Annotated in this window: 12 protein-coding genes; 8 read left to right on the top strand and 4 right to left on the bottom strand. The window is 47.0% G+C overall.

Going from position 1 to position 12,867, the window contains the following annotated elements:
• The first annotated feature begins 248 nt into the window (after positions 1-248).
• Both MEALZ_RS15240 and MEALZ_RS15235 read left to right on the top strand, forming a co-directional pair.
• Positions 249-440 carry a hypothetical protein gene (locus tag MEALZ_RS15240; RefSeq protein ID WP_223842316.1) on the top strand — a complete coding sequence of 64 codons (192 nt, stop codon included), beginning with the start codon at positions 249-251 and terminating at the stop codon, positions 438-440.
• An 83-nt stretch (positions 441-523) separates the two neighbouring features.
• Positions 524-1,765 (top strand): hypothetical protein, encoded by a 1,242-nt coding sequence (locus MEALZ_RS15235; RefSeq protein WP_014146701.1) that lies wholly within the window; start codon positions 524-526, stop codon positions 1,763-1,765.
• A gap of 558 nt (positions 1,766-2,323) precedes the next feature.
• On the opposite strand, the gene MEALZ_RS15230 is transcribed toward MEALZ_RS15235, so the two are convergent.
• The gene (locus MEALZ_RS15230) at positions 2,324-4,519 is read right to left on the bottom strand and encodes an Rne/Rng family ribonuclease (protein ID WP_014149544.1); all 2,196 of its coding nucleotides are present in this window, start codon (positions 4,517-4,519) and stop codon (positions 2,324-2,326) included.
• 504 nt (positions 4,520-5,023) lie between these two features.
• On the opposite strand from MEALZ_RS15230, the gene rluC reads away from it, so the two are divergent.
• The 6 genes from rluC (at position 5,024) to radA (ending at position 10,466) form a co-directional block, all read left to right on the top strand.
• On the top strand, positions 5,024-5,980 hold the full coding sequence (gene rluC, locus MEALZ_RS15225) for a 23S rRNA pseudouridine(955/2504/2580) synthase RluC (protein ID WP_014149543.1): 957 nt from the start codon (positions 5,024-5,026) through the stop codon (positions 5,978-5,980).
• A 171-nt stretch (positions 5,981-6,151) separates the two neighbouring features.
• Positions 6,152-6,805: an HAD-IA family hydrolase gene (locus MEALZ_RS15220; protein ID WP_014149542.1), complete on the top strand. Its 654-nt coding sequence runs from the start codon at positions 6,152-6,154 to the stop codon at positions 6,803-6,805.
• Between the two features lie 9 nt (positions 6,806-6,814).
• A complete protein-coding gene (gene sppA / locus MEALZ_RS15215) occupies positions 6,815-7,798 on the top strand; it encodes a signal peptide peptidase SppA (protein WP_014149541.1) in 984 nt (327 codons plus the stop codon).
• Between the two features lie 109 nt (positions 7,799-7,907).
• Positions 7,908-8,174: a PepSY domain-containing protein gene (locus tag MEALZ_RS15210; RefSeq protein ID WP_014149540.1), complete on the top strand. Its 267-nt coding sequence runs from the start codon at positions 7,908-7,910 to the stop codon at positions 8,172-8,174.
• 198 nt (positions 8,175-8,372) lie between these two features.
• Positions 8,373-9,044 (top strand): response regulator transcription factor, encoded by a 672-nt coding sequence (locus MEALZ_RS15205; protein WP_014149539.1) that lies wholly within the window; start codon positions 8,373-8,375, stop codon positions 9,042-9,044.
• Between the two features lie 39 nt (positions 9,045-9,083).
• Positions 9,084-10,466, top strand: coding sequence for a DNA repair protein RadA (gene radA / locus MEALZ_RS15200; protein WP_014149538.1), 1,383 nt, complete (start codon positions 9,084-9,086; stop codon positions 10,464-10,466).
• Positions 10,467-10,506: 40 nt separating this feature from the next.
• On the opposite strand, the gene MEALZ_RS15195 is transcribed toward radA, so the two are convergent.
• The 3 genes from MEALZ_RS15195 to MEALZ_RS15185 form a co-directional block, all read right to left on the bottom strand.
• Positions 10,507-10,884, bottom strand: coding sequence for a PilZ domain-containing protein (locus tag MEALZ_RS15195; protein WP_014149537.1), 378 nt, complete (start codon positions 10,882-10,884; stop codon positions 10,507-10,509).
• Complete coding sequence (locus tag MEALZ_RS15190) at positions 10,881-11,516, bottom strand: FHA domain-containing protein (RefSeq protein ID WP_014149536.1); 636 nt, start codon at positions 11,514-11,516, stop codon at positions 10,881-10,883. Before MEALZ_RS15190 ends, MEALZ_RS15195 begins: the two co-directional genes overlap by 4 nt.
• A gap of 71 nt (positions 11,517-11,587) precedes the next feature.
• The gene (locus MEALZ_RS15185) at positions 11,588-12,844 is read right to left on the bottom strand and encodes an HlyC/CorC family transporter (RefSeq protein WP_046061198.1); all 1,257 of its coding nucleotides are present in this window, start codon (positions 12,842-12,844) and stop codon (positions 11,588-11,590) included.
• Positions 12,845-12,867 lie beyond the last annotated feature (23 nt).

The raw sequence follows: 12,867 nt of genomic DNA, 5'->3' as shown, positions 1-12,867 counted from the left end.
CTTATTAATATTCAATAACTTAAAATCATTCTGGACGCAATCGTTTGACCAAAACGACAGCTTAAGCCGCTTTTATTTTGCTCATAAAGCGACTAATCAATGACTTAGCTAAAAGAAGCACACCTGAATGGCTTATAATTGTTCACTTTACAGTGATTTTATTTCCTCAGCTTGTGGATTTAAAATTATCGCTGTATGCGGTATAAATAGGTCTTATTTTAACCCATCCCCCAAATACTATGCTTCAAATGTCAAAACTACTAAACAGCCGCGATGAATGGAAAAACAAAGCGACTGAGCGCGCAGCTGAGCTTCGTGAGCTTAGAAAAACACAAAAACGTCATTTGAAAAAAATAGCGGAACTGAAACGGAATAATTGCCAGTTAGAACAGCTTGTCGAAGCAAAAAAAACATTACCTTCGAGCATCAGTCAACCCTAGCAACCCAGGATATTGCTGTTGTACCCGCGAATACTTCAACGGTTATTGACATAACACAAGCTCAGCAAACGCGACTTTTATGCGTGCTTATCGTGCTTGATGCGGTGGTTTCTTTTCGTAGCGTTCCGCGCATTCTTGAATTATTTCATTCACAAACATCGCTTGAATTACCGTGGACGCCACATTTTACTTCGGTGATTAACTGGAGTTTGCGCGTTGGTTTAGGGTTACTGCGCCAAGTGTGCCCAACGTGCGAGCCTTGGATTGCGATTATTGATTACTCCATTGATATAGGGACTAAAAAAGCACTGGTCGTGCTCCGCGTAAAAACACAGTCTCTATGCCAACGCGGCAGCGCCATTCAATTGCAAGATTGTGAATGTATCGGTCTTAAGGTGCGTGAAACGGTTAATCATCAGACGGTTTGCCAGGACTTAGAGGACATTTTTGCTATCGCCGGCGTACCTCAAGCGATTGTTAAAGACTGCGACTACACGCTAGCAAAAGGTGTGCGACAGTGGTCGGCCAAACAAGAAAAACCGGTGCCCGTCATTGATGACATCGGTCACTGCATGGCCAGCGCGCTGAAAAGTCAATTTGAAAAAACAGCGGATTATAAAGCCTTTACTGCGGCACTGGGTCAAGGTGCGAAATGCCTGAGACAGACAGAATTTGCCTGTTTGACACCCCCTAAATTACGGACTAAAGGGCGTTTTCAAAGCATCAGTAAACTCGGTGAATGGGGGGCTAAAATGCTGGATGTCTTTGCCGTTAAAGGCGGCGCGAAGAAAGGCAGCGTGTTAGCTAAATTACGGACGGTGTTTCCGGGCTTTTTACGGATGAAACCCTTTATTGAGCGCTTCGCGTTGACGACTAAAATAGTCTCAGAGGTGATGGAAATCATTAAAAACAAAGGGCTTAACAAAGTCACCTACCAACAATGTTACCAATTATCAAAAACATTGCCGCGAAATTCTAAAGTCAAAACACACCTACAAGCTTGGTTAAAAAAGCATGTGCAGATTCAAGCAGAGCTGACCGAACTGCCGTTGTTAAGCAGTAGCGATATTATTGAAACGCTGTTTGGAAATTATAAATACATGCTTGAACGCAGTCCGCAAGCCGACATGAATCGCTCCGTGCTATTGATTCCTGCTTTATGTGGCAGTCGAAAAGAAGCGGTGATTGACCAGGCATTAAATAAAGCATTTCAAGTAGATCTAGCACACTGGGAGGAGAAGAATATCCCTTATACGGTAAGAAAAAAGCGCCAAGAATTTTTTAAACATAAAAGCCAAAAATCGGGGAAAATAATAACGGACTAGATCAGTCTTTCGACAGGCTAGGATTATACTGGAAATCGTTCAGGTCCATTGAAGGTAGGGTCTGACGTGGGCCCGGTGTCTTCATGCGCTAATGCTGAAATTTAGTAACTATTCAGTCCCCCGGCAATTATCGCTCCCACGCTCTGCGTGGGAACGCCTGAGTACCGCTCCAGCGGTACGAGACGCTAGAGCGTCTCGGTCTTCATTCCCACGCTAGAGCGCTCATCGTTATACATAAGTCAAAAATTACCTTTTTGCAGCTTAACCAATGAGACCTCGATACCATTTATTGTCACTTAACATTAGCGGATCACCTAACGCTAGACGAACCGCGTAGGGTACGCTGTGCGTACCATGGTAACTCCGCGATATTCATGTGCCAGCCGAACCGCCAGGGCACGGCTTTGGTACGCGCAGCGTACCCTACAATTTATGCATAAAGACGAGCGTTAGAACGATAGGGAGGTGAATAATTACGAAATTTAAGCTGCGGTATAGCAATCACGGTTGCCAAGGGTTTTTTGGCCCGGCAACCGTGAGTTTAAAAGGGATTAAAGTTTAGGCGTCCGATTCGCTTTCTGATTTAACAGCGGGTTTGCTGTCGGTATTGTTGTCCGGTTTAGCGGCGGTAGCGTCCTGTTCACGGCGAGGCTTCTCGTCTTGTGTTTTAACCACTTCTGCCGATTTTGGGCTTTCATCGGCTTGAGTCGGAACATTCGGTCCGCTGGTTTCGCTCTGTTGTGAGGATTCCGGTTTTCTGTAATTCGGGTTCCGAGGGCGGCGTCGATTCGGGCCTCTTCTTCCATTTCTGGATGGCGATTTTTTTACCGGTTGTTCGACAGCTTCATTCGTAGTTTTGTCCGGCTCAACCGGTTGTTGAACGACTTCTTCGGTAATGGTCTCTTTCTGTTCGTCAGGTTTTGTTTCACGCTTATTGACGGGTCTTTTAGGTCGGTTGTTTCGACTTCCCGGTCCGCGTTTGTTATCGCGTTTTTTGCCCGGCGTTCTTTCTTCGCCTTCTTTTCGTTCCTGTTTTTTGTCTGGCTGGGGCATGGCTGGTGTTTCTTCTTTGCCGCCGACGCCGACCAATTTCTGCCAAAAGCGCTTGATCAGGCTGGCCGAGGTATTGCGATTTTGTACCGGCGCCGGCGCATCGGGCAGAAATTCCTTAATAGCCGCTTGTTCGGCTTTGGGCTTGATCTGTTGCGCGAACTCAGGGAGCGGAATATCTTCTTCCTTGATTTGTAGATAGCTAGGTTTTTCCTCGATCGCGTCCTTGGCCTTGATCCGGTCGATCGTGTAAGCCGGCGTTTCCAGGTGTTTGCTCGGCAGAATCACGATGCCGACTTTTAATCGCGACTCGATCAGTTCGATAGCGGGCCGCTTTTCATTGAGCAAGAAAGTCGCGCTTTCGATCGGCAAGTGCGCGATGACTTTTTCGGTGCCGGGTTTCATCGCTTCTTCTTCCAGCACGCGCAACACTGCCAATGCGACCGATTCGACATTTCGAATCGTCCCTTGGCCTTTGCAGCGAGGGCAGATTAGTTGCGTAGATTCGCCTAGCGAAGGCCGAAGCCGTTGTCTAGACATTTCCAGCAAGCCGAATCGCGAAATGCGGCTGGTTTGTATGCGGGCACGATCGATTTTTAACGCATCGCGTAAGCGGTTTTCGACTGCGCGTTGATTTTTATTGGCCATCATATCGATGAAGTCGATCACGAACAAGCCGCCCAAATCGCGAAGTCGTAACTGACGAGCGATTTCATCGGCGGCTTCAAGATTGGTGTTCAACGCGGTTTCTTCGATGTCGCTGCCTTTGGTCGCGCGTGCCGAGTTAATGTCGATCGAGGTCAACGCTTCGGTATGATCGATCACGATTGAGCCGCCGGATGGCAGCGATACTTCGCGTCCGTAGGCGATTTCGATTTGCGATTCGATTTGATAGCGACTAAACAAAGGTACCGAATCCTGATAGAGTTTCGCTTTGGACAAAAAGTGCGGCATGACCTGTTTCAAAAACTTTTGCACCAGGTGAAATGCTTCTTCCTTGTCGATCAGGATTTCATCAATGTTACCACGTAGATGGTCGCGTAAGGCTCTGATGATGACATTGCTTTCTTGGAATATCAAAAAAGGTGCCGATTGCTCGCTAGCCGAACGCTCGATCGCTTCCCAGAGTTGTAACAGATAATTCAAATCCCATTGCAGTTCTTCGGCGCTCTTACCGCATCCGGCGGTACGGACGATCAGGCCCATGGTGTCGGGAATCTCCAGCGCTGTCATGACTTCACGCAATTCATTTCGCGTATCGCCTTCAATGCGCCTGGAAATACCGCCGGCTTTCGGATTGTTCGGCATCAATACCAAATAGGTTCCGGCGAGGCTGATGTAGGTGGTTAATGCCGCGCCTTTGTTTCCGCGTTCTTCTTTTTCGATTTGAACGACGATTTCTTGGCCTTCCTTGATTTGATCTTTGATCGATGCGCGTCCGCCTTCGGAGGTGTCGCCTTCCGCGCGTTGCCGGAAGTTCGGAGCGATTTCTTTAAAGGGTAAAAAGCCGTGTTTTTCGGAGCCGTAATTTACGAAAGCAGCTTCTAGGCTGGGTTCGATACGGGTAATAATGCCTTTGTAAATGTTTGACTTTTTTTGTTCTTTTGAAGGGACTTCAATGTCAAAATCATAAAGTTTTTGACCATCTACCAAAGCGACACGCAGTTCTTCAGGTTGCGTGGCATTGATAAGCATTCTTTTCATTTAAGGTATCCTTGATTATTCCTGTCCCATGTTTAGAATTTTTTTAAGACTTTCAGGTTGCGCATCGGCGTTAGACCTTCGTATGGGCTGTTACGATGCCGCGGCCTTTAGGACCGGGACGGGGGGTTGTGCCGTCCTATGATTGGCGGTCTCGCTTGCTTTCGTTCATTCGTTTAAGTTATGAAAAGCAAAAGAATTCGCATTGTTTATTCAGCATGATTTATTCGATGCGAATAGGTGTGCGCAAGCCTGTCTTCTTGTAAAATCCTTCCTAAACAGGAATTATTATATTTCGCTCATCACGGGTCGAACGATAAAACCCAAAATTCCAATGACTGAACAGTCGTTTAGTAACTGTTCAGCGAATAATTTTTTAGGGCTCCTAATCGCATAAGGCGGACGGAGCGTTTATTTTAGTTGTATAAACTGGCCTAATATATCAATGTTAACGGCACTCATCAATTTAAAGAATCATGTCGTAAAATATACTGGTATCATTATTCGATGAAACCAGTACAGCAAGAAACGCATTCGGGCGTTCAATTTATTGAAGTTTTTGAAGAAAACTGCGATCAGCGGCTTGATAACTTTTTGATTGCCAAACTGAAAGGCGTGCCTAAAAGTCGGATTTATCGGATTGTTCGAAAGGGCGAGGTGCGCGTCAACAAGGGGCGTGTGGATGTTAAATATCGCTTAAAGGAGGGCGATGTCGTCAGAATTCCGCCGATACGCGTTGCCGAGACCGAAAATAACGCTTTTGTGCCGCAATCATTAAAACACAGTCTCGAGCACGACATTTTGTATGAAGACGATGTGCTGTTGGTGCTTAATAAGCCGTCCGGTTTTGCCGTGCATGGCGGTAGCGGACTGGATTCTGCGGTCATCGAAGGGCTCAGGCAATTAAGGCCTGCTGCGCCGTTTCTAGAATTGGTGCACCGTTTAGATAGGGATACTTCCGGTTGTTTATTGATTGCGAAGAAAAGGAGTGCTTTGCGAAAACTGCATGAACTGTTTCGCGGCGACGATATTCAAAAAACCTATTTGGCCGTGTTAGCGGGTCGTTGGGCGCGAAAAAAATTGGTGGTTACAGCCCCGTTGCAAAAAAATGTTAACAAAGGCGGCGAGCGTATGGTCGAAGTGAGTCGATCGGGAAAAGAAGCCGAAACTTTTTTCCGACGCATCAAGCTATTGCCGAATGCGACTTTGGTCGAAGCGTCACCTAAGACCGGACGAACGCATCAGATTCGTGTTCATGCCGCTTGGCTAGGCCATCCCATCATCGGCGATGAGCGTTATGGAGACTTCGAGGTTAATAAGGCCTTCAAAAAGATCGGTTTTAAGCGAATGTTTTTGCACGCTTACCGATTGGAATTCGTCCATCCCGTTACCGGTCAACGATTGCAGATTACCGCGCCCGTGCCGAAGCTAATGGAAGCATTAATTAACAATAATGATGACTAAGGAATATGCATAAAACAACTTCTCGAAACAGTAAGCTTTGTGGGGGTTCGGTGACACGCTTAACAGGACGCCGTGAATACATCCCTGTAGGCTTGACGGCAGCTGTCCCTGCTGCCGACACCTGTCAATCGAGCCACCGACCCCGCTTCCAACATTTGAAGAAGTTGTTTGATGTTCGTTCCTAAACGCTTTGATTTGATTATTTTTGATTGGGATGGAACACTGGTCAATACGATCGATTGGATCGTGCATTGTTTGCAGGATGCCGCTGTTCGATGTCGTTTTGAGGTGCCTGAGGATCAAGCGGCAAAGGATGTGATCGGATTAAGCATCGATAATGCTGTTCGCCAGCTGTTCCCGGAAGCCGATAAGGACTCCAGGAATACGTTTATCGAGCATTACGGCAAGGCGTTTTTTGCCAAACAGCTGAGCCGAGCCGATTTGTTTAAGGGCGTGTTCGATATGCTAAATGTCCTGAGAGCGAGTGGTTATCGGTTGGCGGTGGCTACCGGAAAAGGGCGGAAAGGCTTGCAGAAGGCTCTCATGCAAACCGGTACCGAGCATTTGTTCGACATCACTCGTTGCGCCGATGAAACCGCGTCCAAGCCGGCCCCTGTTATGTTGCAAGAAATCATCGATCGCCTCGAAATTCCGGCCGAACGAGCCTTGATGGTCGGCGATTCGATTCATGATCTGCAAATGGCTCGTAATGCGGGAATCGTTTCGGCGGCCGTTGCTTGCGGTGCGCATAGCCCGGAACTGTTACGGCAATACGACCCTCTATTTAATTTGGCACAAACATCACAATTACTGGAATTTATTTGAGGTTAACAAGTGGAAAGCAATAATGACAGCCAAGCCGTTTCTAAATCGGAACGGAAAGACGGTTGGGAACGGGAAACGATAGAAAAATTAGCTTTTGCGGCGATAACGGAACAAAGAAGGGCAAGGCGCTGGGGCATTTTTTTCAAAATGCTGACTTTTTTGTATTTGGTTGCCATTTTTGCGGCAATTATGTTTCCAAAGTGGAAGGATGACATCGGGATGGGTTTGGACGTCAAGGGGCATACCGCGGTGATCGATGTGGTCGGCATGATTGCCGAGGATAAGGATGCCAATGCGAGCCGCATTATCAAGGGGTTGCGTCAAGCCGCGAAAGACAATAGCACGCGCGGCATCATTCTGAATGTCAATTCACCGGGCGGGAGCCCTGTGCAATCGGACTATATCTTTCATGAAATCAGGGAATTGAAGAAAGAATATCCCGACTTGCCGATTATATCGGTCGTGGGGGATATCTGTGCGTCCGGCGGCTATTACGTCGCTTCGGCCGCCGATAAAATTTATGTGAATCAAGCCAGCCTGATCGGTTCGATCGGCGTGTTGATGAACGGTTTCGGTTTTGTCGATACGCTCGATAAGCTGGGGGTAGAGCGACGTTTACTAACGTCCGGGGAACATAAAGGAATGCTTGACCCTTTTTTACCGGTAGATGAAGAAGAAATTCAGCACATGCAGAAATTGCTCGGTCAAGTGCACCAGCAGTTTATCGATGCGGTAAAAGAAGGGCGAGGAACACGTTTAAAGGAGACTGACTTGATATTTTCCGGTATGGTTTGGACCGGGAAAGAAGGGGTTGAATTGGGCCTGGCCGACGATTTCGGTAGTGCAAGTTATGTTGCCAAGCATGTTATCGGCGCCGAAAAATTGGTTAATTTTACGCCGCCCGAGCGCTTACTCGATAAGTTGGCGGGCAGAATCGGTGCGTCATTCGGCAAGTCGTTAGGCGTCTTTGGCGAAAAAATGCTGATTCAATAACCTTTTATTCAGTAAGGGTTCAGATGAACCCTTTATGCTCGGTCCGCATCATTGCCTTGGCCGCTTTTAAGGCAAAATGCGAATATTAATTTAAGGTGCTGGATTAGCAATGACAAATTTAATCAAAGTGGTATTCATGACCGCATTATTACCTGTCTCGGTTTCATTCGGAAGCGAACTTATGGTCGCGATGGTGAGTTTGGATGAAGCGACCAAGCAAGTTCGTCAAGACAGCAAAGTCAAAGTGCTGGGGGCTAAAACCGAATCGATTGAAGACCGAAAGGTTCATGTCATCAAAATCCTGACACCCGACGGCAGAATACAATATCAGCGTATCGATGCAGAAACAGGGCGATTATTAGGTAGGGATAGGTAAGAAACATGCACAAAATGACTTCTACAAGTAGTAGGCTTTGCTGCGGTACGGTGACTCGCTTGACAGGGCGCCGTGAATACGTCCATGTAGGCTTGACGGCGGCTTTCCCTGCCGCCGACACCTGTCAATCGAGCCACCGAACCCCCTTCCTGCAGTTGTCGAAGTTTTTTCATACTCGATCCTAAAAGGGAGTGACCGATGCGTATTTTAGTCGTTGAAGACGAATTAATTCTGTGCGAACAAATCAAAAAATTTTTGACCGATAAGGGCTTTGCAGTGGATACGGCTAATAAAGGCAGTGACGGTTATTATTTGGGTAAGGAATATCCGGTCGATGCGGCCATCGTCGATATAGGCCTTCCCGATTTTTCAGGCATCGAATTGATAAAACGCTTGCGTAAGGATGAGGTGGTTATTCCTATATTGATCTTGACCGCAAGAAGCCGCTGGCAGGAAAAGGTGGAAGGTCTTGAAGCCGGCGCCGATGATTATTTAGTCAAGCCTTTCCATTACGAAGAGTTGCTAGCTCGTCTAAACGCCTTGATTAGGCGCTCCGGAGGCAAGGCGCATCCTGTTTTAAAGCACGCGAATATCGAGTTGGATACTGCCGCACAAGAGGTCAGGGTATCCGGAGAAAGGCTCGAATTGACCGCGTTTGAATACAAAGTGCTTGAGTACCTTATGTTTCGTAAAGGCGAAGTCATATCAAAATCGGTATTGACTGAACATATCTATGAAGAGGATTTCGATCGGGATAGTAATGTGATCGAAGTCTTTATTGGTCGTTTAAGAAAAAAGCTTGATCCCGACGGGACAAGTAAGCCGATCGAAACATTGCGCGGGCGCGGTTATCGTATCCCTCAAGAGTAGGGCTAAGCAGGCTGTTGCTTGCATAATTTTTCATCCGATATGAGTAAAAAAACGAAAACAGCCTTTGTATGCGAGGAGTGCGGTGCCGATTACCCTCGTTGGAACGGGCAATGCACGGCCTGTGGGGCTTGGAATTCAATTAAAGAAGTGAGGCTGGGTGCGGGCAAATCCGAACGAAATAAGAGAACGGATGGCTATTCCGGGATTAGGTCGTCCGTGCAAGCCTTATCCGATGTTGATTTGGCTCAGGCGGAACGATTGTCGACCGGGATTTCCGAGTTCGATCGAGTTTTGGGCGGCGGTGTCGTCAGAGGCAGCGTAACGCTGATCGGCGGCGCACCGGGGGCCGGAAAGAGTACTATATTACTGCAGGCGATTGCCGACATGGCCCGACGCGGGATTGATGTGCTCTATGTTTCAGGCGAAGAGTCCTTGCAGCAAATCGCCGAGCGGGCTCATCGATTGAATGTGTCAGGCGAGCGGATCAACATGCTTGCGGAAACTTCGGTGCAGAACGTGTGCGATGTGTTGGACGACATCAATCCGCAGGTTTTAGTGGTCGATTCGATACAGGTCATGTATACCCAAGATACCGATTCGGCACCGGGGTCGGTATCTCAAGTTAGGGAGTCGGCAAGTTACCTGACTCAATATGCCAAGCGGCATAATGTCTCGGTATTTTTGGTCGGGCATGTCACTAAGGATCAGTCGTTGGCGGGGCCGATGACGCTCAGCCATATTGTCGATACCCAAGTGGTGTTGTCGTCGACTAACGATGCTCGATTTAGGGTGCTTAGAGCCGATAAGAATCGTTTTGGTAGTGTTGGCGAATTAGGTTTTTTTGCGATGGACAGTACCGGTCTCAAAGAGGTTAAAAATCCTTCCGCGATGTTTCTAAACCGAGCAGAAAAGCCGTCCTCGGGTAGTGTTGTGACTGTGCTGTGGGAAGGTACTCGGCCATTGTTAGTTGAAATTCAAGCATTGGTCACCGAGTGTCAATACGGTAATCCCCGGCGCTTGGCAGTTGGCTTCGATCAGAATCGGTTGGCGATGTTGCTGGCGATACTATCGAGACACGGCGGTATATTTACCGCGAATGATGAAATTTATGCGAATGTGGTCGGCGGCATCAAGGTTACCGAAACCAGTTCCGATTTAGCGATCGTCGTCGGCATCGTATCGAGCTTGAAAGATAAAATCATTCCGCATGATACGTTTTTTTTCGGAGAACTAGGTTTGAATGGCGAAATTAGGCCGGTTGCGAACGGTTTGGCGCGAATCAACGATGCGGCCAAGCACGGCTTCAAGAAGGCGGTTATCCCAAAGAGTAATGCCCCTAAAAAAGCCATTGAAGGTTTAAGGATTTACCCGGTTGCTAATTTGGCCGAGGCATTGGATGTATTAGGTGAGGTTGAGTGCTAATGACTTGTTCCGCGCGCTTATAGCCTGGACTGGAGGCTGCTCATAGTTCGAGCTCGGTCAGCGCAAGTAAGTCTCGTTCTAATAATTCACTATCGCCAAGATTCAATTCAACAAGGCGTCTTAGGTGTGTGATGCTATCGATATCGATGTGTTCGCATTTAAACCCGGCGGTGTCATCGACGATATGCGATATGCTTAGCGCCATTGCAATGGTGTAGTCCTCGGAAAGACTGAAGGTGAGCATATAAATCTTTTCCAAGTCGCCTTGCCAAGGGCCTTCGAAGCGAAGCAGGCAGCCTTTCAATGAAAGGTCGACCAGTCTGCACGGCTGGTTTATTTCGTCGCAGCTCAATTGTGCAGGGGTGTCGTAAAAAATACGATGATAACGGCGTTTGTCGGTGGGCGAGGTGGTCTTCATTTATTTGGATTTTGAAAGAACTGTAGGGTGGTATTGTCGATGACAATCAGGTCGTTGTTATTTAATTTTACGGTTTTATCGCCCAAGGGCTGATTATTGATCGTCATGCTCGAATTGTTTTCCAACGACGAAATGAAGTAACCTTCTTTTCGTCGGGCGATAACGGCAATTCCTCCGCCGTTTCGTCCTAGCCGAGTCATGGCTTTTTTCATGGGGAGAATTCTTCCGATATGCTGTCCGTCCATGACCTGAAGGTTAGCTTCGGGCAGGTTCAGGTTTTGCCCGATTTCTTGATTCAGCTGGCTAACCTCGGGACTTTCGTGCTTAGGTATTTCAGTCACCGACTCTGTGGTATTGAATATCAGTGAATACTTTCCAAGGGTAATGCGGTCGTTATTATTAAGAAGGGATTCTTTAAGCTTTTCGCCATTGACGATCAATGGAAAATCATCGTTGAGTTGTTTGATTAGGCAACCGTTTTGCTTAATGATCGCGGCAGCATGTGCTGGAGCTACCGCCAAGCTGTTGAGTGTCAGATCATTGCTTTCGTCGCGACCGATATGCATAACGCCCGATTCAAACAATACCGAATCGATCGCTTTATCTTTGAAAAAAACGGTGAATTTTGCCATGGTATCCGCGAGTACTTAACTATCAGACATAAAGTATAGACCGTATTAATTCTGTTGCCCAAAAAATAGTGTTAATGATGGCCTGTCTTGAACGGAAGAAATTTGACTTGTGTCACTGAGTTTTTGTTACGTTTGATAATTTCCACCGGATAACCATGCAATTTTAAGCTGGTTCCCGGTTCCGGGATGGTTTCCATGAACTCGATAATCAATCCGTTGATTGTTTTAGGGCCTTCGGTAGGGAGCTCCCAATTGGCGATGCGGTTTAATTCCCGTACGGTCAAGCTGGCATCGACCAGGTAACTGCCGTCGGATTGCTTGAAGACACCCAAGTCCTCGTTGACCAATTCGCCTACGATTTCTTGCAATAAATCTTCTAGTGTAACTAGCCCTAAAACATCGCCGTACTCATCTACAACCAGTCCTATACGGATCCTTTCGTTCTTGAAATATTGCATTTGCGTGTGTAAAGGCGTGTTTTCAGGAATGAAATAAGGCTTGATAAGGTTTTTGGTAATATGTTGCTTATCGAATTCAGGCTGCTGGGTGAAAGACAGTGCCGTTCGTAAATGCAAAAAGCCGAGTACCCTATTGATGCTTTTTTTATAGACGGGTAGACGAGTATGTCTGCTATTTTGAAGGACCTCGATAATCGTTTCTATGGGGTCTTCTAAGTCGATGCCGATGATTTCATTGCGCGGCGTCATAACATCTTCGATCGTAGCGGACTCCAAGTTCAAAATACTCAGCATCATGTTGTGATAACGGGTGGGCATTAAGCTATCGGCTTCCGATACGATGCTTCTAAGTTCTTCTTTGTTGATGGTTTCTTGCCTGTTTTTCGAGACATGGATGCCGAATATTCTAAGCAATAGGTTGCAGATAAGGTTGACGATCCAAACGATCGGATAAAATATTTTTAATAACGGTACATAAATCCACGCGGATAGAAAAGCCAACGATTCAGGTCTGATCGCGGCTAAAGTCTTTGGCGTCACTTCAGCAAAGATTAGGATGGTTAGGGTTAGTGCGCCGGCGCCAATGGCAATAGCCGATTCACCGCCCAAGCGAATGGAAATGACGGTAACGATAGAAGAAGCTAGGACGTTAACGAAATTGTTGCCCAATAATATCAGCCCGATTAGGCGGTCGGGTCGCTTGAGAAGCTTGTGGGCTTTTGTTGCCCCGCGATGGTGTTTTTTTACCAAATGTTTCAGCCGATAACGGTTGATTGTCATTAAGGCTGTTTCCGATCCGGAAAAAAACGCAGAGAGTAAAAGAAGAATTGCCAGTGTGCCGAAAAGTATACTAAGGGGAATATCGTTCAAGAGGGTGCTCTAATTTTAAAAAA

Source organism: Methylotuvimicrobium alcaliphilum 20Z, assembly GCF_000968535.2.
Classification (GTDB): Bacteria; Pseudomonadota; Gammaproteobacteria; order Methylococcales; family Methylomonadaceae; genus Methylotuvimicrobium; species Methylotuvimicrobium alcaliphilum.
The sequence above is the reverse complement of the archived record's forward strand: the minus strand, read 5'-3'. Positions and strand labels throughout refer to the sequence as shown.

Bases quoted from the DNA above. Each gene is read 5' to 3' on its own strand.
- MEALZ_RS15240 (WP_223842316.1), top strand. From the start codon at position 249: ATGTCAAAACTACTAAACAGCCGCGATGAATGGAAAAACAAAGCGACT.
- MEALZ_RS15230 (WP_014149544.1), bottom strand. From the start codon at position 4,519: ATGAAAAGAATGCTTATCAATGCCACGCAACCTGAAGAACTGCGTGTC.
- rluC (WP_014149543.1), top strand. From the start codon at position 5,024: ATGAAACCAGTACAGCAAGAAACGCATTCGGGCGTTCAATTTATTGAA.
- MEALZ_RS15220 (WP_014149542.1), top strand. From the start codon at position 6,152: ATGTTCGTTCCTAAACGCTTTGATTTGATTATTTTTGATTGGGATGGA.
- MEALZ_RS15210 (WP_014149540.1), top strand. From the start codon at position 7,908: ATGACAAATTTAATCAAAGTGGTATTCATGACCGCATTATTACCTGTC.
- MEALZ_RS15205 (WP_014149539.1), top strand. From the start codon at position 8,373: ATGCGTATTTTAGTCGTTGAAGACGAATTAATTCTGTGCGAACAAATC.
- radA (WP_014149538.1), top strand. From the start codon at position 9,084: ATGAGTAAAAAAACGAAAACAGCCTTTGTATGCGAGGAGTGCGGTGCC.
- MEALZ_RS15195 (WP_014149537.1), bottom strand. From the start codon at position 10,884: ATGAAGACCACCTCGCCCACCGACAAACGCCGTTATCATCGTATTTTT.
- MEALZ_RS15190 (WP_014149536.1), bottom strand. From the start codon at position 11,516: ATGGCAAAATTCACCGTTTTTTTCAAAGATAAAGCGATCGATTCGGTA.